This is a genomic window from Anabaenopsis sp. NIES-4685, from assembly GCF_059725405.1.
Window position 1 is genome coordinate 3,615,424 of record NZ_AP043602.1, and the last position, 23,156, is coordinate 3,638,579.

19 protein-coding genes, 2 tRNA genes and 2 pseudogenes are annotated in these 23,156 nt (G+C 43.0%); 12 read left to right on the forward strand and 11 right to left on the reverse strand.

Annotated elements, in window-relative coordinates; all coding sequences use genetic code 11:
* Positions 1–124: 124 nt before the first annotated feature.
* The 3 genes from AC6IZ0_RS15415 to AC6IZ0_RS15425 all read right to left on the reverse strand — a co-directional run bounded on the left by AC6IZ0_RS15415 (position 125) and on the right by AC6IZ0_RS15425 (position 2,646).
* On the reverse strand, positions 125–1,504 hold the full coding sequence (locus tag AC6IZ0_RS15415) for a PrsW family glutamic-type intramembrane protease (protein WP_497723734.1): 1,380 nt from the start codon (positions 1,502–1,504) through the stop codon (positions 125–127).
* A 610-nt stretch (positions 1,505–2,114) separates the two neighbouring features.
* Positions 2,115–2,186 (reverse strand) — tRNA-Thr (locus AC6IZ0_RS15420).
* Between the two features lie 374 nt (positions 2,187–2,560).
* Positions 2,561–2,646 (reverse strand) — tRNA-Tyr (locus AC6IZ0_RS15425).
* Positions 2,647–2,916: 270 nt separating this feature from the next.
* On the opposite strand from AC6IZ0_RS15425, the gene grpE reads away from it, so the two are divergent.
* The 7 genes and pseudogenes from grpE (at position 2,917) to AC6IZ0_RS15460 (ending at position 9,501) form a co-directional block, all read left to right on the forward strand.
* The gene (gene grpE, locus AC6IZ0_RS15430) at positions 2,917–3,657 is read left to right on the forward strand and encodes a nucleotide exchange factor GrpE (RefSeq protein ID WP_497726075.1); all 741 of its coding nucleotides are present in this window, start codon (positions 2,917–2,919) and stop codon (positions 3,655–3,657) included.
* Between the two features lie 669 nt (positions 3,658–4,326).
* Positions 4,327–5,473 (forward strand): annotated as a pseudogene (dnaJ, locus tag AC6IZ0_RS15435) (molecular chaperone DnaJ).
* Positions 5,470–5,730 carry a sulfurtransferase TusA family protein gene (locus AC6IZ0_RS15440; protein WP_497723736.1) on the forward strand — a complete coding sequence of 87 codons (261 nt, stop codon included), beginning with the start codon at positions 5,470–5,472 and terminating at the stop codon, positions 5,728–5,730. The pseudogene dnaJ and the gene AC6IZ0_RS15440 overlap by 4 nt, the downstream one beginning before the upstream one ends.
* On the forward strand, positions 5,727–6,809 hold the full coding sequence (gene rsgA, locus AC6IZ0_RS15445) for a small ribosomal subunit biogenesis GTPase RsgA (RefSeq protein WP_497723738.1): 1,083 nt from the start codon (positions 5,727–5,729) through the stop codon (positions 6,807–6,809). The genes AC6IZ0_RS15440 and rsgA overlap by 4 nt, the downstream gene beginning before the upstream one ends.
* Before the next feature lie 157 nt (positions 6,810–6,966).
* Entirely contained in the window at positions 6,967–8,556 is a 1,590-nt protein-coding gene (locus tag AC6IZ0_RS15450) for a glycoside hydrolase family 57 protein (RefSeq protein WP_497723739.1), read from the forward strand.
* 226 nt (positions 8,557–8,782) lie between these two features.
* Positions 8,783–9,169: a hypothetical protein gene (locus tag AC6IZ0_RS15455; protein ID WP_271732586.1), complete on the forward strand. Its 387-nt coding sequence runs from the start codon at positions 8,783–8,785 to the stop codon at positions 9,167–9,169.
* Positions 9,169–9,501, forward strand: coding sequence for a hypothetical protein (locus AC6IZ0_RS15460; RefSeq protein ID WP_271732588.1), 333 nt, complete (start codon positions 9,169–9,171; stop codon positions 9,499–9,501). The genes AC6IZ0_RS15455 and AC6IZ0_RS15460 overlap by 1 nt, the downstream gene beginning before the upstream one ends.
* Positions 9,502–9,665: 164 nt before the next feature.
* Here AC6IZ0_RS15460 and AC6IZ0_RS15465 read toward each other — a convergent pair whose 3' ends face one another.
* Both AC6IZ0_RS15465 and AC6IZ0_RS15470 read right to left on the reverse strand, forming a co-directional pair.
* Positions 9,666–10,118, reverse strand: coding sequence for a DUF3531 family protein (locus AC6IZ0_RS15465; RefSeq protein WP_271732589.1), 453 nt, complete (start codon positions 10,116–10,118; stop codon positions 9,666–9,668).
* 101 nt (positions 10,119–10,219) lie between these two features.
* On the reverse strand, positions 10,220–11,134 hold the full coding sequence (locus AC6IZ0_RS15470; protein WP_497723741.1) for a Sll0314/Alr1548 family TPR repeat-containing protein: 915 nt from the start codon (positions 11,132–11,134) through the stop codon (positions 10,220–10,222).
* A 256-nt stretch (positions 11,135–11,390) separates the two neighbouring features.
* Between AC6IZ0_RS15470 and AC6IZ0_RS15475 the strand changes: the two genes are divergently transcribed.
* On the forward strand, positions 11,391–12,065 hold the full coding sequence (locus AC6IZ0_RS15475; protein ID WP_497723742.1) for an ABC transporter ATP-binding protein: 675 nt from the start codon (positions 11,391–11,393) through the stop codon (positions 12,063–12,065).
* Positions 12,066–12,084: 19 nt separating this feature from the next.
* Positions 12,085–12,822: a 16S rRNA (guanine(527)-N(7))-methyltransferase RsmG gene (gene rsmG / locus AC6IZ0_RS15480; RefSeq protein ID WP_497723743.1), complete on the forward strand. Its 738-nt coding sequence runs from the start codon at positions 12,085–12,087 to the stop codon at positions 12,820–12,822.
* A gap of 2 nt (positions 12,823–12,824) precedes the next feature.
* Here the strand turns inward: rsmG and AC6IZ0_RS15485 are convergent, their stop codons facing one another.
* Both AC6IZ0_RS15485 and AC6IZ0_RS15490 read right to left on the reverse strand, forming a co-directional pair.
* On the reverse strand, positions 12,825–14,891 hold the full coding sequence (locus AC6IZ0_RS15485) for a S9 family peptidase (RefSeq protein WP_497723744.1): 2,067 nt from the start codon (positions 14,889–14,891) through the stop codon (positions 12,825–12,827).
* A 32-nt stretch (positions 14,892–14,923) separates the two neighbouring features.
* Positions 14,924–15,607, reverse strand: coding sequence for a hypothetical protein (locus tag AC6IZ0_RS15490; RefSeq protein WP_497723745.1), 684 nt, complete (start codon positions 15,605–15,607; stop codon positions 14,924–14,926).
* A gap of 124 nt (positions 15,608–15,731) precedes the next feature.
* Here AC6IZ0_RS15490 and hemE point away from each other — a divergent pair, with 124 nt between their 5' ends.
* From hemE to AC6IZ0_RS15505, 3 genes are all read left to right on the forward strand, one after another.
* On the forward strand, positions 15,732–16,787 hold the full coding sequence (gene hemE / locus AC6IZ0_RS15495; RefSeq protein ID WP_497723747.1) for a uroporphyrinogen decarboxylase: 1,056 nt from the start codon (positions 15,732–15,734) through the stop codon (positions 16,785–16,787).
* 158 nt (positions 16,788–16,945) lie between these two features.
* Complete coding sequence (locus tag AC6IZ0_RS15500; protein WP_497723749.1) at positions 16,946–17,905, forward strand: NAD-dependent epimerase/dehydratase family protein; 960 nt, start codon at positions 16,946–16,948, stop codon at positions 17,903–17,905.
* Between the two features lie 236 nt (positions 17,906–18,141).
* Entirely contained in the window at positions 18,142–19,728 is a 1,587-nt protein-coding gene (locus AC6IZ0_RS15505) for a B12-binding domain-containing radical SAM protein (RefSeq protein ID WP_497723750.1), read from the forward strand.
* Positions 19,729–19,809: 81 nt separating this feature from the next.
* On the opposite strand, the pseudogene AC6IZ0_RS15510 reads toward AC6IZ0_RS15505, so the two are convergent.
* The 4 genes and pseudogenes from AC6IZ0_RS15510 to AC6IZ0_RS15525 form a co-directional block, all read right to left on the reverse strand.
* Positions 19,810–21,869, reverse strand: a pseudogene (locus AC6IZ0_RS15510) (ribonuclease catalytic domain-containing protein).
* A 97-nt stretch (positions 21,870–21,966) separates the two neighbouring features.
* A complete protein-coding gene (gene rpsR / locus AC6IZ0_RS15515) occupies positions 21,967–22,182 on the reverse strand; it encodes a 30S ribosomal protein S18 (protein ID WP_271732602.1) in 216 nt (71 codons plus the stop codon).
* Between the two features lie 2 nt (positions 22,183–22,184).
* Complete coding sequence (rpmG, locus tag AC6IZ0_RS15520; RefSeq protein ID WP_271732604.1) at positions 22,185–22,379, reverse strand: 50S ribosomal protein L33; 195 nt, start codon at positions 22,377–22,379, stop codon at positions 22,185–22,187.
* Positions 22,380–22,423: 44 nt separating this feature from the next.
* A complete protein-coding gene (locus AC6IZ0_RS15525; protein ID WP_497723751.1) occupies positions 22,424–22,981 on the reverse strand; it encodes an RDD family protein in 558 nt (185 codons plus the stop codon).
* Positions 22,982–23,156 lie beyond the last annotated feature (175 nt).

Consider the following 23,156-nt stretch of genomic DNA (forward strand, 5'->3'; position numbering starts at 1 on the left):
TATAGCCTTTTTCAGGCTCATGAAGTACACACCAATTCCCTATTCCCTATTCCCTGTTCCGGTGTTCCCTGTTCCCTCCAACTAAAAAAAATTGTACCTCACGAGCATGGGAAATGCTATATTGTTATTTATCGCCAATAAAGCGGGTGGCAAAATTTTGCGATCGCGTTGGTGATAGTACCCGCGCTTTCAAAATCGCCGCCATCAAGAACGCATAAGACAATACCCCCACCACTACCAAAAATAAACCATTGATTGATCCTGTTGCATTCCACAAAGCATGAAGTGCAGATGCGCTTAGATAACCAATAGAGAGAATCTGCCAACTCATCCGGGACTTGAGAACAGCCAACCCAATAAAATAGCCCAAGTAGCCACTATAAGCCATGTGTCCGGCTACGGAGCCTAAAATTCGCGGAATTAGTAGTTGAAACCCTGCTAATTGCCCAGCCGCCCCTATGCCCACCTGTTGAGCCACATTTTGGGTAATATCTGGTACATATTGTCCTAAAGTTTCCAGTAGGGTAAAACCCACAGCGGAGGCGGTTCCCAGGAGAATGCCATCTAAAGGTTCCCAAATACCAATGCGTTCTCGCCAAGGTGAGGGTAAGTTACGACCTATAAAATACGCGCTGATTAAAGGTAATGCTTTGAGCAATTCTTCCATCAACCCCGCACCGAAGAACATCCTGATCAGCAATTCTGTAAAGGTGATAGACTCTTGAGGAGAAGGTAAGTTACCTGGTAGAATCACCCGAAACACAAAGATAAATAAATCCAACAGGGGACTAAGTAAAATCAAGGTTGTCGTTAATGCAGTCCCCATTAGCACCCACCAAGACTTCTGTTTACCGCAAAGTTGGTAAACAAAATAGTAAGCAGCTGATGCTATGTAAGTGGCGACTATTACCTGATTAATCTGGGGCTGACCGACAGTGGCAAACATCATCACCACAAATATTACTGTCAATATTCCCGGTATTAGATAAGCTTTACGAGTTAAATCTTTACCTGTGGAAATAATCGGAAACAGTTGCGTAAAGCTAACTGAATCAGGTTGTTTTAAATATGTATGGGGGTGGTTTTTTGAAGCCGAGGGTAGCGGTTTGACTACGTTGGTCATTACCGTAGGTTGAGAAATTAAGTCATACTCAAAAATAAATTCCGGACCATCAGAACCCAGGGAAATGCGATCGCCAGGGTGCAATTCTTGACACTCAGACAGGCGTTTGCCATTTAAAAAAGTCCCATTAGCACTATTTAAATCACAAATTACCCAGCTAAATTTGTGTTCTGGGGATGAGGAGAGGGGACGAACCACGGCATGACGACGAGATACCATCCGATACATCATGGCATCCAAGACAACTTGGCAGGTTGGGTCGCGTCCAATTACCGCCTCTTTACTGGTGAGCAGCGAATAGCGAGATCCTGCTGCTGAAGCTGCTGCATTACCAGACACTAGCCGCAGAAATGCATTATGTCTTGTGTTTTTGCCTGTCATCTAGTTAGAGTGTCTTTCAAAACAAATTCATAGCAACTACTATGGCTTGAGAACTTAATCTCAGCCACGCTTACAGCAGCATTGCTAAATACACTATAGCTTTACTTACAGCTAAGAAACTTTAAAGCTGATTTAAGATTTAAAATTGCTTAACTCACTAGTACCAAGCATTCTAGCTAATCAAATTATTTTCTGTGCTGTATTTGTCAAATATATTATTTAAACTTTATCGATTCTATAGATTAGAAAATTCAATCCGCTCAAATCTTAGTAGTATTGAAAACATTTTTTTAATTGCATAATAATTGTTTGACACTAACATTTTCTAACTTTATTCATGGAGGTACAAAGTTTTTTAGTTTGAGGGAACAGGGAACAGGGAACACCGGAACAGGGAATAGGGAATAGGGAATAGGGAATAGGGAATAGGGAATTGGTGTGTACTTCAGCATGAAAAAGGCTATATTCATGGAGGTACAAAGTTTTTTAGTTTGAGGGAACAGGGAACAGGGAACAGGGAATAGGGAATAGGGAATTGGTGTGTACTTCAGCATGAAAAAGGCTTTATACCGCCTTTTGCTGAGGAATATTTTTGTTTTGTTTAGATAAAAGCCCGTGACGAGGATTGAACTCGTGACCTCACCCTTACCAAGGGTGTGCTCTACCACTGAGCCACACGGGCAAAAAAAATTTATTTTTGGGTTGAGAACTATAAAACAGTGAAATTACGAGTCACTGAATAATTATAGCTGCTATATAAAACCTAGACAAAGCTAGACTTTACTTTCTACTTCAACGGGAGCATGGGAGCGGTTATCCCTTAGTAGACTTGCACGCCTTAGCCAGACGCGATATTTCTCTTAAGATTTACAAGAAAGACCACCGCTATCATTGCTTGGTTTTCGCGTTGGCAATAGTCTTAATTCAATACTTGATATCCTAGGATTATATATCAAGTGGGCGATTTTCTTAACTTACTTATGTCAATGTTTGTCAACATGAGTATAGCTTTGTCTATAAAATAGTCAGCTTAGGACTAGCTCACAACTTGAGAAGTGGTGGGCCGGGCTGGATTTGAACCAGCGTAGGCGCTAGCCAACGGATTTACAGTCCGTCTCCATTAACCACTCGGACACCGACCCATTCGTCTCACAATTACTAACATTAGCACCAGCTTTGAGAAATTGCAAGGGGGTAACCAAAAATATTTGACTCATTGCTGAAAATTCTGGTATTCGTAACCTAGCCGTCGTTCGGTATACCGCCCTCATGGTGTCTACGCTAACTTGTTCACCATTTGTCACAATAAAAAGACTGTCGCATCAGTTCCAGGAAAATATCGGCAAAAAATTAGCCTCAGTTGTTAGCTGTGGTGACACAAGGCCATAAAAATAATCTGGGACGAGGAGACAATCATGGACGAAAATAAACAGGTAAACAATACAAGCCAGCAATTGGGTGAACCAATAGAGGTATCAATGAAGAGCGACTCACCAGCCCCTACCAACTCTAACGAATCTGGACCAGGGTGGTCTCCTGAGCAAGTGACAACACCAGATAACCTATCGGAGGATACAACCATTTCACCAGAAAATGGTGTTCCCGCCACTGATAAAACTGAATTAGAAACCGCTGCTGTAGCGGAATTGACTCAACAAATTGAATCCCTCAAAGTGCAACTAGAAGAACGCGGTACTCAATATATGAGGATTGCCGCAGATTTTGAAAATTACCGCAAACGTACCAGCAAAGAAAAAGAAGAGCTGGATTTGCAAGTGAAGCGGAATACTATTTTGGAATTGCTCCCCATAGTTGATAATTTTGAGCGGGCGCGAGCGCACCTCAAGCCACAAACTGATGGTGAGATGACAATTCACAAAAGTTATCAAGGGGTTTATAAACAACTAGTAGAATCTCTCAAACGCCTGGGTGTATCACCAATGCGTCCAGAAGGGGAACAGTTTGACCCCAATGTCCATGAAGCGGTGATGCGGGAAGCAACGGATGAACATCCCGAAGGAACAGTTTTAGAAGAGTTAGTACGTGGATACTACTTAGGCGATCGCGTGCTGCGCCATTCAATGGTCAAGGTCGCTGCGCCCAAGGAAGACACATCACCCGTACAACAAGATCAGTCTTCAGCTAAAAGTTAAACTGTAGTTACTGGTGTCGCATTTTAAATTGGGGTATGACCAGTCATCCCCGGGCTGCATGTCCTTGTGGGTGGAGTGAATCTAAAATACTCATTGCCCTTCCTAGGGCGGTAATAAGACCAATGTCAACTACCTACACTCGCCCTTCCGGGGAGTGTAGGCTTCTGGTAGATGGGGGGGTTATCATGGACTAGAGATCCCCAGAGTAGAATGTCAGCAAACAGCGGTGGGGGGTTTTCCGTACCTAATTGTGCGGCTAGCTCCTATAGTTGATCAGCAAAGGTTTACCCTGGGAAGTAGCACAATTGTACAAGAGACAGTTTATTGTCCAACTTTGGCTATTTGTGTGGTTTGCTTTTAATTTACTGCATCTTTTTATGAAAGGTAAAAGGTAAAATCGATAATATATTAATATGAATATTAATAAAAATTAACTTTTTATTTCTGCCTAGTTTCCGGCAAGCCGCCCTTCAAAGAACACTAAGTTATCCAAAGCAGTCACCTGAGGGAGTTTTTGCCCCCAGGACAACAACCGGAGTAAAGATTTTCCTGACTGGCATACTGTTACCAGTAGCGAGTCCTCCAGGATATGACTTACCCTAGGATAGCAAGTGTCTGTGGCGTTGATTGCCTTGTTGCTTTCTTCCTCCTAACTTTTACCTTTGCTATATGGCCCGCGACTATTATGAAATTCTGGGTGTCTCTCGTGACGCCGACAAAGAAGACATCAAACAAGCTTACCGCCGTTTAGCCCGGAAGTATCACCCAGATGTGAACAAAGAACCGGGAGCCGAAGATCGGTTTAAGGAAATTAACCGCGCTTATGAAGTGCTTTCTGAGCCGGAGATTCGAGAACGATACAACCGTTTTGGTGAAGCTGGTATTTCCGGTGGCGCAGGCGCAGGCTTCCAAGACATGGGCGATATGGGCGGCTTTGCCGATATCTTTGAAAGTATTTTCAGTGGCTTCGCTGGTGGCGGTATGGGCGGTCAAACGCAACGGCGGCGCAGCGGACCAGTACGGGGTGACGACTTAAGGTTAGACCTGAAGTTAGAGTTTCGCGAAGCTGTATTTGGTGGGGAAAAAGAAATTCGCATTTCCCATTTAGAGGTCTGTGGTGTCTGTAACGGTTCGGGTGCTAAACCAGGTACTCGCCCTCGTACCTGTTCCACTTGTGGCGGTTCGGGTCAAGTCCGGCGTGTGACTAGAACACCTTTTGGTAGCTTTACTCAAGTCTCAACTTGTCCTACCTGTAACGGTACGGGAACAGTGATTGAAGATAAATGTGATGCTTGTGATGGTAAAGGGACAAATCAAATACCCAAAAAACTAAAAATTACCATTCCCGCAGGGGTAGACAATGGCACCCGTTTACGGATCTCCCAAGAAGGGGATGCTGGTCAACGTGGCGGTCTCTCCGGGGGATTTGTATGTCTACTTATTTGTGAATGAAGATGAATTATTCCAGCGGGATGGCATTAATATTCTCTCAGAAATTAAAATTAGCTACCTGCAAGCTATTTTAGGCTGCCGTTTGGAAGTAGAAACAGTAGAAGGCCCGGTGGAAATGGTTATCCCCGCCGGTACCCAGGCGAATACAGTCATGAAGCTGGAAAACCGGGGTGTGCCTCGTTTGGGCAATCCTGTCAGTCGCGGAGACCACCTGCTGACGATCTTAATTGACATTCCTACCAAGGTGACCCATGAAGAACGGGAATTACTGGAAAAGTTGGCTAAAATTAAGGGAGACAGGACTGGTAAAGGTGGTCAAGGCTTCTTGGGGAATCTGTTTAATAATAAGCAAACAGGATCATGAAATCTTCTCACCTTTCAACTCCCGATGCTCAACTTGACCTGCGTGGTACTCCTTGTCCGATTAATTTTGTGCGCACAAAATTATTCTTGGAAAAAATGCCGCCGGGAGGTTTGCTAGAAGTATGGCTAGATTCTGGAGAACCTATTGAGCAAGTCCCTGATAGCTTGACTATGGCAGGTTATCAGGTTGAGCAAATTACAGATTGCATGGGCTATTTTTCTTTGTTGGTACGCCGTCCCGCTACTGCTGGCCCATGACAACAGTCAAAACTATGCCAACTAATGGGCAGTTACTCGGTACGGTGTTAGCCGTGCAAGCCAATTTTTATCGCGTGCGGCTGGATGTAGAAGTGGGGGTTCTGGATGATCTAGCACCCCCTATCCTGCTTTGTACCCGCAGAACTCGCTTGAAAAAAATTGGTCAACAGGTAATGGTGGGCGATCGCGTCATTGTTTCTCAGCCAGATTGGTCTGGTGGTAGGGGCGCAGTTTCAGATGTTCTCCCCCGTGAAAGTCAATTAGACCGTCCAGCGATCGCCAATGTTGACCAAATCCTGCTAGCATTTGCGCTCACAGATCCACCCCTGGAGCCTTATCAACTAAGTCGGTTTCTGGTAAAGGCGGAATCTACTGATGTGGATGTGCTGTTATGTCTAAATAAAAGCGATTTAGTCTCGCCACAGGTACAACAGGAAATTAGCGATCGCCTGGAGGGATGGGGATATAAACCCTTATTTATCAGCGTCAAAAATGGTATTAATATTGACGAATTAACTAACTATCTGAATCATAAAATTACTGTCATTGCTGGGCCTTCTGGGGTGGGTAAATCCAGCCTGATTAATACCCTCATACCCACTCTTAACCTGCGAGTGGCAGAAGTTTCTGGTAAACTAGCACGTGGTCGCCATACAACGCGCCATACAGAATTATTTGAATTGCCTGGGGGTGGTCTACTCGCAGACACTCCCGGATTTAATCAACCGGATTTGGATTGTAGTCCAGAAGAACTAGTATATTACTTCCCAGAAGCTAGAGAGCGGTTAGCAGTGTCTAGCTGTCGATTTAGTAACTGTTTGCATCGAGACGAACCTGATTGCGTGGTGCAGGGTGAGTGGGAAAGGTACGAACATTACTTAGAATTTTTAGAACAAGCGATCGCGCGTCAAACTCAGCTGCAACAACAAGCCGATCCTGAGTCAACACTGAAAATTAAAACCAAAGGTAAAGGTAAGCAGCAATATGAACCAAAGTTAGAGAGTAAAAAATATCGTCGCGTTTCCCGGAAGACACAGTTACAAGCATTAGAACAATTATATCAAGATGCGGAAGACTAACAGACTAAAGGGCGGTTTTTTCTCATTAGCCGTGAGCAAATATTGTGAAAGGTAAAGGTCAACAGAAAACTCAACTCACGATCCCATAAAGTCCTAAAATATTGTTAATTTCCCTCATCCCTCCTCCTTCAACTTACAGTAATACCCTTAAATAACTATGGCTATCGGCTACGTCGCCCTCGTACTTCACGCGCATCTACCCTTCGTTCGTCACCCAGAAAGTGACTATGTATTAGAAGAAGAATGGCTTTATGAAGCCATCACCGAAACATACATTCCTTTATTAAAAGTATTTGAGGGCTTAAAGAGAGACGGTATCGACTTTAAAATTACCATGAGTATGACACCGCCTCTGGTGTCCATGCTCCGTGACCCCCTACTGCAAGAACGCTATGACGCACACTTAGCCAAATTAGAAGAACTGACAGAACTAGAAGCCGAGCATAATATCAATAATGGCCATCTTCGTTACCTAGCTGAACACTACGCCACTGAGTTTAACGAAGCGCGTCAGGTATGGGAAAAGTACAAGGGTGACCTGGTAACAGCATTTAAGCAATTCCAAGATACTAATAACTTAGAAATTATTACTTGTGGTGCTACCCACGGCTATCTACCACTAATGAAAATGTACCCCCAAGCGGTGTGGGCGCAAATTCAAGTAGCTTGTGAACACTATGAGCAAACCTTTGGCCAATCCCCCAGAGGTATTTGGTTACCAGAATGCGCTTACTATGAAGGTGTGGAGCGAATGCTGGCGGATGCTGGTTTACGCTATTTCCTCACGGATGGACATGGGATTTTATACGCCCGTCCCCGTCCCCGCTTTGGTACTTATGCGCCAATTTTTACAGAAACTGGTGTGGCGGCTTTTGGTCGAGACCATGAATCTTCTCAGCAGGTATGGTCATCTGAGGTGGGTTATCCGGGTGCCGCAGAATATCGGGAATTTTACAAGGATTTGGGCTGGGAAGCCGAATATGAGTACATTAAGCCCTATATTATGCCCAATGGTCAACGCAAAAATACCGGCATTAAGTATCATAAGATTACCGGGCGGGGTTTAGGTCTTTCCGACAAGGCACTTTATGATCCTTATTGGGCAAGGGAAAAAGCGGCAGAACACGCTGCTAACTTTATGTATAATCGTGAGCGGCAATCTGAGCATTTACACGGTATCATGGGTCGTCCGCCAATTATCGTTTCGCCCTATGATGCAGAGTTATTTGGCCACTGGTGGTATGAGGGTCCCTGGTTTATTGATTACCTGTTCCGCAAGTCATGGTATGATCAACAAACTTATCAAATGACTCATCTAGCTGACTATTTACGCGCAGAACCCACTCAGCAGGTTTGTCGTCCTTCCCAGTCGAGTTGGGGTTATAAGGGTTTTCATGAGTATTGGTTAAATGAAACAAATGCTTGGATTTATCCACACTTACACAAAGCAGCGGAACGAATGATTGAAATATCCCGCCTGGAAGCTGAAGACCAATTGCAAGAAAAGGCTCTCAACCAAGCTGCGCGGGAACTTTTACTAGCACAGTCTTCTGACTGGGCTTTTATTATGCGGACAGGAACTATGGTACCTTATGCTGTACGCAGAACGCGATCGCACTTGATGCGTTTTAATAAGCTCTATGAAGATGTGAAAATTGGTAAGGTTGATAGTGGTTGGTTGGAAAAGGTGGAATTAATGGATAATATTTTCCCTGACATCAACTATCGGGTTTACCGTCCTTTATAGTATAGCTGTTCAAACCCATTTCCCTGGCTTCTCACCAGAGGTTGGGGATTAGTGTTTTGAGTTTTTTTGTGTTTCATAGGGTTTTTGGTTCTGTATGCTCAGTGATCAAGCCTTTTTTATACCAATGGAGTAGACACCAAGTTCCCTATTCCCTATTCGCGGCAATTTTTCCATCTTTAGGTTAAGTTTGAAGTAATTTGGTGATTTAATCCCAGGAGCTATTGCTATGGATGTGCTGATTGAATCTACAAGGGATTTTGAGCAGGATTTAGAGCAATTTAGTAATACAGAAAAATTTAAGATTATTAAAAAATTGAATAGCTATGTTGAGTTACTCTCAATAGACAAAAATCTGTTTTACAAACATAGCGCACAGTTAAGAAATATCAGACTCAAGGAAAATTATGATTCTTCTATCTATTCTCTGAGGATTAATGAAAATCTGAGAATTATTCTCACGATTGATGATGATCCTATTTTTGAGAGAACTGTAATCACTTTATTTAGAGCAGTTAAGGCTGAAGATGCAGCAAAAGCATATAATTCAGTTGCAGAAACTCTTTATCAAGATTTCACTATAGAGAATCCAGAGATTGAGGTTCCTACTTGCTAATGGTAAAAATTAAGCCCCTTTTAGATGAGTATGGTGTCATCCATGAAGCAATTAAGATTTTACCACAAGATTTGAAACTTGATTTTCTGGAAGCTTTGGCGGAATTGCAGGATAATGAGTGTCATAGAACCAGAAACTTTCCTAAAACCCGACTCCATAAAGTCACAGGCATTAAACAAGCTATATATAGAGCAGACATCGATAAAATATCAGGATGGCGCATCCATATTCAATATATTGAAGGAAAAATACATTTAAAAGACATCATCGAAGGTCAACAACATGATGATGTGATTAAAGTGATTAAGTCAAAGAAAGATAGGTACGAATAAACATTGTCAAACCCCTATAGCTTAAGCCATGCTACGCTGTTACAAACAAAAATACGTCCGCCATCCCGGATAAATCCTGCAGCTAATCAAACTGAATACTGGAATTTTGCCTAGTTTACTGATTTGAGAATCTCCGGGAATCTGGACAAGTTCAGGTGATAGAGTTAATTATCATACATGAAATGATTGGGGTTATCACTCTCCTCCACAGGCCAATCTTCATTTTCACCACCAATATATAAATCTTCTATGGTCACATATTCCTCATTTAACTGTTTGAGAGCGTTGATTAAAATGTCAAGAGCGATCGCATCTGCGGTTCCCATGTCAAACCAACAACGGGCCCATTGTCCTTCATACTCAAACTCGCCCATATTGTGCATGAGTGCCAATAAGCTTTTATCATACCCTTGGGAGTCATAATTCATATAGCTGATTTCCAGTCCTGTTTCTTGAACTTGGAGATTTTCGGCATTAAATGCGCCTAATTTTCCCAGATAGAACCAAGAGTTAAAAACTTCTTCTACGTATTGCTTTTCACCTTCAGATGGAATTGTACTGAACTTTAACCAAATCCACACATCAAAAGGGTTAATTTCACGGAACTGAATTTGCATCGCGGGGGAATATTTAGGTTACTTTCAAAATCAGCATATCAGGCTAGGGAGTGGGGAGACGCGACGAATCGCGCCTGTATGTGATTATTCCGCATTTTCAGTTAATTATTCCAACTATTCAGGGTGTTAAAGGTATTATTACGTTCCCGCTCTATTTGTTTGACCAAATCCGCTGGAAGTTGGGATCTTTTAGCCAAGGCTTTGTCGAAGTTAACTACAGCTTCTTGGATGATTGACTGACTTTTAAGTTGTTGTCCTTGTTCTCTGAGGATTTGAGCTTTGAGATAATACAATTCTGGATGTTCAGATGTAGTTTTTAAAGCACTGTTGACATATTCTAAAGCCTGGGAATACTGTTTTAAGTCCCGATAAGCAACGGCTATACCTCTATCCGCCAGGTATCTAGGTCCAGCATTCACCTTTAATCTAGCAATTGCATCATCGGGATTGGCGAAGGGTAAATTTACAGCTAGCATCAAGTCCATATAGCCTTTGAGTAAATTCAGTTCTGGATCTTGAGGGGCGATCGCCTCTGCCCTGTCTAAATATTGATATACTTGACGCAGGCGAGTTAAAGCTTGTGGCGCACCTCTGAGGGTACCTTCACGGGTAATAATTGTTGCTCCTTGAAAAAAGTGTCCCACAGCGGTGTATATATTCCCACGTAATTCGTCTGTAGCAATCAGTTTTTCTGCGGCTTCTAGGGTTTTCTGGCTATAAGTCTCCAGTTTGGCTAAATCTTTATTGGCGTAGGCTAAAGAGGCCTTCATGGCGTAAGCTAAAGGTTCGTTGGGTTCGGTGGATATTGCTTTTTCCAGGTAACTTTCGGCGGCTAGATAATCACCTTTTTGGAAAATTGCCTGAAAAGCGGCTTCTGTATTGTCTCCAATATTACGAGGTTCATTGGTTCGGAATGGGTCTCCGGCTAAAGAGGGATTAACCCATAAATTAAGTGCTATGACTGCTGTAAAGGTTGTCTGAGCTAACTTGGTGAGTTGAGAAAGGCGTTTATTCATGGTCACCCTAAAAAATAAATATTGTTAACATCGTGGCCAGTAATACTTAAAATCCCGAGAAAATTAACTATAATTCCTATCGCACTTCAACCTCAATATTGTACAAAGGTAGACTGTGGTTGTCATGGCTGGTTCCCGTTGTCCCTTGTCTTTTTTGCAGGTGAAGTCTGTCAGAGTCTAGAAAAGGAGAAGAGCGGTTAAGCTATGGAAAATTATCATCACAAGTGATTCGCCAACTTTTTATTAGTCCTGACAAATGCTCTATATTAGAAATCTCAGTTATCATCCTACAGCCAGCCCGGTGGCGATTCTGAAATCGATTAATCTAGAATTAGCACCCCAGCAGCTGGGTATGATTATTGGTCCGAGCGGTTCGGGTAAAAGTACTTTACTAGAAATTTTATCTGGACTAGCTGAACCAACTTCAGGGTCAGTTTTTTGGCGGGAACAAGAACTTATCCCCGAACAGCTACAACAGTTAGCAGGGTTAGTGTTTCAGTTCCCAGAGCGGCACTTTTGCGGTGGTACAATTTTAGAAGAATTGCGTTTAGGACATCCTGAATTAGGTTCACAGCGAGTTAGACAAGCATTAAGCGCCGTGGGTTTAGATCATTTATCCCTTAGTGCAGCACCCCATGCTTTAAGTGGTGGACAGCAGCGGCGTTTGGCTTTGGCTGTGCAATTGATTCGTCAACCCAATATATTATTATTGGATGAACCCACAGCAGGTTTAGATTGGTCAATGCGTCAGCAATTAGTTAATTTATTAGCGAAACTCAAAGAAGATTGGATGCTGTTGATTGTCACCCATGATGCTGGGGATATGCTGGCGATCGCTGATCGTTGTTGGACACTGAACCACGGTGAACTACAGTCAGTAGAACCGGAGATCCTCAAAGCGAAAATTAAAGAAACCCAAACACCTGTATAAAACAGTTAAATACTGACTGATGACTAACTCATTGCCAGAAATGGCACATATATGGCAGCATACCCTGAATTGGCTACCCCAGGAAGAGCAGCAACACAAATTTCAGCAGTTGTATGAATTAATTATAGAAGGTAATCGGCAATTAAACTTAACTCGCATTACCGAACCAGAAGAATTTTGGGAAAAACATCTTTGGGACTCACTACGAGGAATTGCACCACAAGGGGGATTGATTCCATCTGTTTTAGAAAATGCTTCTGTAATTGATATTGGTACAGGTGCGGGTTTTCCCGGTGTTCCCGTAGCAATTGCTCTGCCTAATTGTCAAATTACTCTGGTAGATTCAACCAGGAAGAAAGTTAATTTTATTGACGAGGTATTGACTAAATTAACTCTTAGCAATAGCAAAACTGTGGTTGGGAGGGCTGAGGAAATAGGTCATCATCCCCAGTACCGCAAAACCTACGATGTAGCTTTAATTAGGGCTGTTGGTAATGCGGCGGTTTGTGCGGAGTATACTCTACCATTACTTAAACAGGGTGGTTTGGCTGTAATTTATCGTGGTAATTGGACAGTAGAGGAAACTACAGCTTTGCAAAATGCTGTTAGCCAATTAGGTGGGGTAATTGAATTAGTTGATCAATTTACCACACCTTTAACTAACAGCATGCGTCATTGCTTATATTTGCGGAAAGTTGCAACTACCGCAGCTAGTTTTCCCCGTGGTGTTGGTATACCCACTCAAAAGCCCCTATGAGTTCATGCTAAACCCAATCTATCCAAAATAAAAGCGTCTTCAAAAGCTAGCTCTCGCAAGCTTTCATAACGTCCAGATGGTCGGCCATGTCCGGCCTCCATGTTGGTTTTGAGCAACAGCAGATGATCATCTGTTTTCAGTTCCCGGAGTTTGGCTGTCCATTTGGCGGGTTCCCAATATTTGACCCGGGAATCATTTAAACCGGCGGTAATCAATGTATCTGGGTAATCTGTGGCGGCGACGTTATCATAGGGGGAGTAGGATTTCATGTAGTCATAATAAACCTTGTCGTTGGGATTTCCCCATTCTTCCCATTCCATTGCTGATAGGGGTAGGGAAGTATCTAAAATTGTGGTGACTACATCCACAAAGGGAACGTTAGCTACAACCACTTTAAACAAATCAGGACGCATATTCATTACTGCACCCATCAATAAACCCCCCGCACTACCCCCGGTAATTGCTAGGCGATCGCACCTTGTCCAACCTTGACTAATTAAATACTCTGCACAGGCAATAAAATCTGTAAAGGTGTTCTTTTTTTGTAAAAATTTGCCTTGTTCATACCACTTGCGCCCCATTTCTTCACCACCACGAATATGAGCAATGGCAAATACTACTCCCCGATCTAATAGTGTTAGTCTGGTGGATGAAAATGATGGGGGGTAAGAGGAACCATAGGCACCGTATCCTGTGAGTAACAAAGGGTTTTTACCATCTTTATTGGTTCCCCGTTTGTAAACAATGGAGATGGGGACTTTTGTCCCGTCCGTGGCGGTGGCCATGAGCCATTGACTTTCATATTGACTGGGGTTGTATCCTCCCAAAACTTCCGTCTGTTTTTTTAATTCCCGCTGATTTGTTTCCATGTTGTAATCAAAAACAGATTGGGGAGTAATTAAAGAAGTATAATTAAACCGCAGTACTTGAGTGTTAAATTCCGGGTTACTACCTTCAAAAAATTCATAGGTTGGTTCTGGGAAAATTATATTATTTTCCTCTCCTGTCGATAGGTTTTGTACCCTTGCAGTTTGCAATCCGCCTTTTCTTTCATAAATTACCAGGTGATTGGCAAACAGACTGACCCCTAATAATAGCACATCTTCTCTGTGGGGAATGATGGTTTCCCAATTTTCTAGGGATGGTTTAGCTACAGGTGTTTTGACTAATTTAAAATTAGTGGCTGCGTCGTTGGTGACAATATAAAAGTTATTATTATGATGGTCTACATCATATTCTACTCCTGTAGTCCGGGGGCGAATGATCTGAAAATTACCATAAGGATTATTAGCATCTAAATAGTGAATTTCTGTGGTGATGCTACTTTGCATCACCATGAATATATATGATTGGCTGCGGGTTTTCTCAACGTGTAAATGATAGATATCATCTTTTTCTTCATATATCAATACATCTTCTTGCGGACAATTTCCTAATTTATGTTTTAGGAGTTGGTAGGGACGATTAGCATCATCAATTCTAGTGTAAAATGCTGTTTGATTATCGTTACTCCAGGCCAAGGAGAAATAAGTTTTGGGAATGGTTTCTGGATATAACTGATGTGTGTTGAGGTCAAGGAAACACAACAGATATTCCTCTGAGCCTGTAGTATCAAAGGAATAAGCTAATATTTGATGATTGGGGCTGATGGCAAATACACCTAAATCAAAAAAATCGTGACCTTGAGCTAATTCGTTTTCATCTAAGAGGATTTCTTCTGGTGCTTCTAAACTACCTTTTTTCCGGCAATGAATGGGATAGGATTTACCGGCTTCAGTACGAGAATAATAATAATATTCATCTTTTCGGGATGGAACTGATAAATCTGTTTCTTTAATGCGGGAGAGCATTTCATTGTAAAGCTGGGTTTGCAGCGCTTTTGTATGCTGCATCATTGCTGCTGTATAGGCGTTTTCTGCTTCTAGATAGGGGATGAGTTGTGGGTGGTCTAGGTCACGCATCCAAAAGTATTTATCTAGACGGCGATCGCCATGCAATTCTAAAACCTGGGGGTGTTCCTCAGCAATGGGCGGTGTGACTATTTTGTTTAAAACTTGGTCTTTATTCATTAATGTTTAACCTATGGTCAATCAAGTACTCACTAGCTATTCCTCAGGTAAGATGAGCTAGAAATTTTAGTTGGGCGATGAGAGTTTCTCTTTAAAGTACATAAGCCAAGTGCTGGTATTACTCCGAGAATGATAGCTTTAAATGATTGTTCACTCCAATACAATATAGGAGTATGATGTATTTGGGGCATCAAATTTCGTACCAGGGAAAGAAACCCAGTAAAAAGACTGATACCTAAAAAGCATAGAGAAGGCAAGAAAATCCATAACCAGGCTGGTTTGGCGTAGCGTCGCAACACCAACCATTGGCACAGACCTAGCCAAATTCCGCTGCAAATATAAAGAATTGTTGACAAAAGTCCTGTGATGGCAAACTGAGGAAAAATATATCTTACCCAGTTCATGGCAGCGGTGTAGGCAATCAACCAACCTGCACTGGTAGCTACTGTCCATAGCCTACCGGAAATATAGCTACCTAGAACAAGGGCTTGATCGGCGGCAAAAACTACTGCAAATATCATGCTGCTGAGTATTTTGACCCAAGGGAAAGAATCGGTAGCAGCTAAATTGCCCAGGATGATCCCTTCTAAAGCTATGCTGGCTATGGTAGCTACAAACCATCCGCAGATAGTGATCAAGGTAAACTGAAGAAAAAACTTGCGTCTTTCCAGTGGGGGTATTAAGAAATTTTTCGAGTGGGGGGGTAGATGCAACATGGATTGAATGATGAAAGTACAGCATTAACTGTTATGCTGAGAGGTCACCCTCTGGAAAAAGCTTATCTAGTGAATGATAAGCTAAACAGTGGCATAAAAATAATCACTTAGGAAGAAGTGTTAAATGGGTGTTTCGTTAACGGTTCCTCATCTCCTCCGAGCTGCGCGTGGTGAAGTAGTAGATCGTCCTCCCGTCTGGATGATGCGACAAGCAGGACGATATATGAAAGCATATCGAGATTTAAGGGAAAAATATCCTTCTTTCCGCGATCGCTCGGAAATTCCCGAAGTGGCGATCGAAGTTTCCCTACAACCTTGGAAAGCATTCCGCCCAGATGGAGTAATTTTATTTTCCGATATTGTTACCCCTTTACCTGGTTTAGGTATTGAAATGGATATTGCAGAGGGTAAGGGTCCAATTATTCATTCCCCCCTACGGAGCCAAGCACAAATTGATCAGCTGCGTCCCTTAGAACCAGAAGTATGTCTACCCTTTATTAAGACTATCTTGCAGGCTTTACGTCAGGAAGTGGGTAATCAGTCTACGGTTTTAGGCTTTGTAGGCGCACCGTGGACTTTAGCAGCTTATGCGGTGGAGGGTAAGGGTTCTAAAACCTACTCCGTAATTAAAAATATGGCCTTCTCAGACCCGACTATGTTGCATCAGCTGTTGGCTAAATTGGCCGATGCGATCGCTGTTTACACTCGCTATCAAATTGATTGCGGCGCTCAAGTGGTGCAGATGTTCGATTCTTGGGCCGGTCAACTCAGTCCCCAAGATTATGATACCTTTGCTCTCCCCTATCAGCAACGGGTGTTTGAGCAAGTTAAACAAACTCATCCTGATACACCGTTAATTTTGTTAGTTAGCGGTAGTGCTGGGGTGTTGGAAAGAATGCCAAAATCAGGTGCTGATATTGTCACCGTAGATTGGGCTGTGGATATGGCCGAAGCTCGGGCGAGATTGGGTAAACACGTCAAGGTTCAGGGAAATCTTGACCCCGGTGTTTTATTTGGTTCTCAGGATTTCATCCGCGATCGCATTATTGATACAGTGCGTAAGGCTGGTAATTGGGGTCATATCCTCAATCTCGGTCATGGTGTGTTACCAGAAACACCAGAGGAAAATGTGGCTTTCTTCTTTGAAACAGCAAAGCAACTGAAGGCTGTAGGAGTTTAGTTGTATTTCCTCAATCGGCTGTGGGGTGGGCATCTTGCCCGCCCTTATTATATTATACCCCCATCAAATCTTGTTGAGTGGGCATCTTGCCTGCCCCATGATATAGTTTAAGTATTAATTTAAGTATTAATTTAAGTATTAATTTATCAGAAAATACCATGCAAGAAAAACGGATTTTAGTCACTGGGGCCAGTGGTTGTATAGGTCATTATATCACAGAAGCTTTAATTGAAAATACTAGTCACGAGTTATATTTACTGGTGAGAAACCCGGCAAAATTACAAGTTGATACTCAAGTGCGATCGGGTATCAATGTGATTGAGGGTGATATGGCAAAAATTCACTTATTGGCTGATTTGTTACCCACAATTGATACCGCAGTCCTGACCGCTACCGCTTGGGGAGGTGAGCAGACCTTTGATGTGAATGTCTCTAAGACCCTAGAGTTAATCAAAATGCTCGACCCCCAACGCTGTGAACAGGTAATTTATTTTTCCACAGCTAGTGTGTTAGACCGCCATAACCAACCCCTCCCGGAAGCGGGGGAAATTGGTACTGACTATATTCGTTCTAAATATGATTGTCTGCAAAAGATGTCCCAGCTAGAAATCGCCGGGAAAATTACTAAGGTTTTCCCTACCTTAGTTTTGGGTGGGGATGAGACTAAGCCCTATTCTCATCTGACAGGGGGGATTGCAGAAGTAACTAAATATATTAACCTAATTCGCTTTTTGCAGGTAGATGGCAGTTTTCATTTTATCCATGGTCAAGATATTGCCACCGTGGTAGAGTATCTAATAGATTCCCCCCCCCAGGCAAATCAAACCCGTCAATTTGTTTTAGGACAACCAGCTTTAACAGCTAACCAAGCAGTGGCGGATGTCTGCGCCTATCTCAATAAAAAAATTTACTTTCGTATTCCTCTATCTTTGGCTTTAGCTAATTTAATTATTACTATATTTCGTATTCAAATGGCGGATTGGGATAGATTCTGTATGAACTATCGTCATTTTAGTTATGAAAATGTGATCAACCCTGGTATTTGGGGTTTGCCAAACTACTGTGCAACCATGAGGGATGTTTTAAGAATTAGCGGTGTCAAGGAGGGGAAAGTATGAAGGGTTTAGTTTTAACCGTGGTGGTCTGGGTGTTAATCTCAACTGTTAAAGGAACAAAAATTAATTGAGGAGGCTGAAAAATATCACCTGCCACTTTCTATAAGTCACTAAATGATCTGTGTTAAACTGTTACCAAAAGTTGTGTTTTGAATTCGCTGATATTCCTATTCCGTGGGGAATTGCTCCGATTTAAGTTACAGTTGGGATAACTATCACAGTGTGAGGATTAATACTATATGCGAATCTTACTGGTATATCCAATATTTCCCAAAACCTTTTGGTCTTACGAGAAAATCTTGGCATTAGTCGATCGCAAAGTTTTATTACCACCTTTGGGTTTAGTAACAGTGGCGGCAATTTTACCCCAAGAATGGGAGTTTAAGCTAGTAGATCGCAATATTCGCCCGGTGACAGCAGCAGAATGGGATTGGGCGGATGTGGTAATTTTCTCGGCCATGATTGTCCAAAAGCAAGATTTATTAGAGCAAATTCAAGAAGCAAAACAACGTGGTAAGTTAGTGGCTGTGGGTGGTCCTTATCCCACTTCTGTACCCCACGAGGTACAAAATGTCGGTGCTGATTTTCTGATTCTCGATGAAGGGGAAATCACCTTACCCATGTTTATTGATGCTATTCAACGGGGTGAAACTTCTGGAGTTTTCCGCGCCACAGAAAAGCCAGATGTCACAACTACGCCCATCCCGCGGTTTGATTTACTAGAATTGGATGCCTATGATATGATGTCGGTGCAGTTTTCCCGTGGGTGTCCCTTCCAGTGCGAATTCTGCGACATTATTGTACTCTATGGCCGTAAACCCCGCACGAAAACCCCAGCCCAACTATTAGCAGAGTTAGATTACCTCTATAAATTGGGTTGGCGGCGTGGTGTGTTTATGGTAGATGATAACTTTATCGGTAATAAGCGTAATGTGAAATTGTTACTCAAAGAGTTAAAAGTCTGGATGGCTGAACATCAGTATCCTTTCCGCTTTGACACTGAGGCTTCTGTGGATTTGGCACAAGATCCAGAAATGCTGGAGTTGATGGTGGAGTCTGGTTTCTCGGCGGTGTTCTTGGGGATTGAAACCCCAGATGAGGAGAGTCTGCAATTAACTAAGAAGTTTCAAAATACTCGCGGTTCCCTAGCTGATGCTGTGCAAACTATTATTAAGGCTGGACTGCGGCCTATGGCTGGGTTTATTATTGGCTTTGATGGCGAAAAAGCCGGCGCTGGCGATCGCATTGTCAGATTTGCGGAACAAGCGGCGATTCCCTCTACTACCTTCGCCATGTTGCAAGCGCTACCCAATACAGCATTGTGGCATCGTCTCACAAAAGAAGGACGACTACGGGAAAATCAAGATGGTAACATCAACCAAACCACATTAATGAATTTCATCCCTACCCGTCCTCTGGAAGATATTGCCAGGGAATATATTGATGCGTTCTGTACTTTATATGACCCGATTAAATACTTAGACCGCACCTATCGCTGTTTCTTGATGATGGGTTTACCAAAATGGAAAGCCCCAGCTAAGATGCCAGAATGGGTAGTTGTGAAAGCGTTACTCATTGTCATTTGGCGACAAGGGATTAAACGGGAAACTCGTTGGAAATTCTGGCATCATTTATTTAGTATCCTCAAACGTAATCCGGGAGTTTTAGAACACTATATCTCTGCGTGTGCCCACAACGAGCATTTTCTAGAGTATCGCCAAATTGTCCGCGACCAGATAGAAAGTCAGTTAGCGGCCTATTTAGCACAAGGGAAAGAAGAACCTTATGTATTGGTAGAGAAAAAAGCTGAGGCGGTGGCTAGTTAGGAGATATCTCCCCAGGTAATGTAGAAACTCAGCATCGCCAGTCTCTACATTACCGATGATTTTCCCCAGGACTCGCACAAGTTAAGTTGATCCTGAATGACTTTCTTGATAGATGATTTCTTGAAACTGAATCATATCTTTTTGCGGGTCTGCATGAGCAACTTTTACTAATAGCTGTTCGCCTAATCCCACGGAACGTTTAAAGAACATGGGGAACTGTAACCCTAAGTCTTCTAATAAGATTAGTCCTAAGTTGCTATCTTCTCGTAGCCACATTAACAGTGTGACATCCCATACTTTATCTGGATGACGGCGCAAATATTCTAAAGCCCAATATCTATTAGTTTGCCGTTCTACCATTGTCACTTCTTGGGTGGTAGATGTGACTGTCATCATCACTTCTTTGAGCTGTTCGGCGGAAAAAGGCGGAACATCACCGCGCAAATGGGCTTTGAGTTGAAAGTGAGTCAATAAGTCACTGTAGCGCCGGATGGGAGAAGTTGCTTGAGTGTAGGTATTTAAACCCAAACCAGCATGACGTACAGGGGTGATACTCATTTCACTCTTGGGCATACAACGGCGCATGGCGCAGGCGCGGACAAATCCGGCGGGGAGTAACAGCAGCTCCTCGTCTGGGGGTAATTCTGGTTGTGGTTGACCACGAAATGGCAAAGGTATATTGTGAAGTTGACCGTAACGGGCGGCTACTTCACCAGCCAAAATCATCATTTCTGCTACCAACTGCCGCGATGAGGAATCATCTAAAATATCAATGTCGATCTGATCGTTTTTAACTTTGATCATAGCCTCGGGCATACTGATGCTGATGGCTCCTTGATTATACCGCCAAGATTTGCGCCGTTTTGCCCAGTTGGCGATCGCCTCAATTTCAGGTTCTGCTTGCACTCCCAATTCCAGCATCTCATCTACATCTTCGTAGGTGAGGCGATAGGTAGGTTTAATCAAGCTCGGATGAATAGTATAATCTTCTACCCCCCCTGTTTGATCTAATACCACCCCAAAGCTCAAGGCGCAACACATCTTTCCCTGTACCAAGCTCATGGGCCTGTTGCCAACAATTCTGGGAACATGGGAACCATCCCCGTCGGCAAATAAACTGTACTTCCCCGTTTTCTGGCTTCCAGGTCTAATTCATCTTCTGGCGCTAACCACCGGGTGGGGTCAGCAATATGCACCCACAATCGTTCCCGCCCTTCTGGAAGTAATTCCCAACTTAAACCGTCGTCTATCTCCGTCGTGCTTTCATCATCAATTGTGTATACTTTTAAACCCGACAAATCTAGGCGATTTATATCTAAGTCCGTAGGGGGGGAATCTAAACGTTGTTGCGCCACTTCTAATACCTTGCTAGGAAACTGAACCGGAATTGCGGAACGACGCACAAACAAGTTTTCATGAGCATCCCACCAACCCAAATCTATTAACAATTGCAAGGCTGCTGGGGGGGTAGCAGTACGACCGAGCATATTCATTGTTTCTAACACTGGAGCTGGGGGAGGATATGATCGGGCTAGGTTATCATAATTTACTCCTAACCGCACAACATCCGCCAGCAGAGCCGCGTATTTTTCCAGTGCTTCTAATCGCTGGCGGTCATGACGTTGCCAATCCACTGTTTCACCCCGCAGGGCTTGCTCTACACGAGCCAAAAATTCCTGCTGTCCCCTGGCTTTAAGTGCCTTAATTTCGATTTGGTGTTTTAGCTCTGCTACCTGAACCGCTGTTCGTGGTTCATAAGCGTCTCCCTTTTGCTTGAAATACAGTTTATCTTCTGATAACAAACAATGGGCGGCATAACAAGCAGCTGGTTCTGATTCGGAAAACAGCAGGTTGGCCATTTGCGCTGGTGTGACTGTTTCCCCATCTTCTACCAGTAATTCCCAAGCTACTTCTAAACTAGAGGGATCTATGTAGGGTTCAACTGTCCCTTGAAAACTCTCTATATCCGAGGACTTATAGGTTTGTCCGTTAACTATATAACTAATTTGTCTAGGGGCGAGGCTGTGGGATTGACCACGTTCATCGATCACAAACCAACGGGTCTTACCGTCCGGGCGTTCTACTACACCCAAACGGCGATCGCCTTGAACCCTAAATTCAACTAGCGTACCCTTCTCCACAACTCTCGCTATTTATTGGTGAACATTTTTAATAGTTTCAAGTTCTGAGTTAGGAGTTTTGATTCTTAACTCATCACTCATAACTCATGACTTGTTTTTACGCTTCTGCATTGACAAATGGCAATAAAGCCACAATCCGCGCCCGTTTAATTGCCACTGTCAAATCCCGCTGTTGCTTACAGGTCAGCCCTGTAATCCGACGTGGTAATATTTTACCCCGTTCGGTAATAAACTTGCGCAACAAATCAACATCTTTATAATCGATTGGTTCTCCTGGCTTAATGGGAGACAGGCGACGACGATAATAACTCATCTTTACTTAATTTCCTTATGAACAGTATGTTTGTTGCAATGGGTACAGAACTTTTTCAGCTCTAACCGGTTAGTCGTGTTGCGACGGTTCTTGGTGCTAGTATATCTGGAAACACCTGGCGATCGCTTATCTGGGTTACTACGACACTCAGTACATTCGAGTGTAACTATTATGCGGACACCTTTACTCTTAGCCATAATCTTAACAAACAGTCAAGCCTGAAGAGAATTAACACAAATTACTATCTTATCACACTTCGGCGCATTTTCTCAGCTAATCGCTTAATTTTAATATCTAAGGAGTAACCACGGCGGGAAGAAACTATAAAAGTGCCAGCATAGCGATCATGGAGAGCTTGCTGCATCTGATTGTCAGAGAAAGCCGCCCCACAGTCAATTGCTAAGGGAAGCAATAGCAGTATAGCCGTGGGATTAGCTATGATATTACTTAGGGCAATTGACACCAAAAGCGCACCAGTGCCGATTATAGCTTCTCTGTGTAGGAGCGATCGCATGGTGGGAATTCTGCCGGTGATTTCTCCATTGCTAACTTCTAGTACTTTCAGGTCAAAAGCCCAACGCCCTAAACTTTGTCCTTGATTGTTGTAAACTATCACCACCCGACAAATTACCCAGAAGCATAGAAAAACGAGAATTTGCACTACCTGGATACCAACTTGACCGCTTCCCAATATGGAACTAATTAACCAGACCCCCAAGAAATCCAACCCCAAGGACATTCCTCGCCGGACAATATCAGCTTGAGGATAGTGTATTGGCGAGACTCTTTCTATAGTCATATCAAAATATAGTGGGAGCGTGAGAACCCCTATGCTTTAGCGAGGGGATGAAACGTGACTCAACAGGATTTATCCTGTCGGATCCTTAACACAAAAAGCTTTGACAGGCATTGACAAAGCATTTTTGTGTAGTTAAAATAGAACAAGCATCCATAAATATGGTGAAAAACCCAAA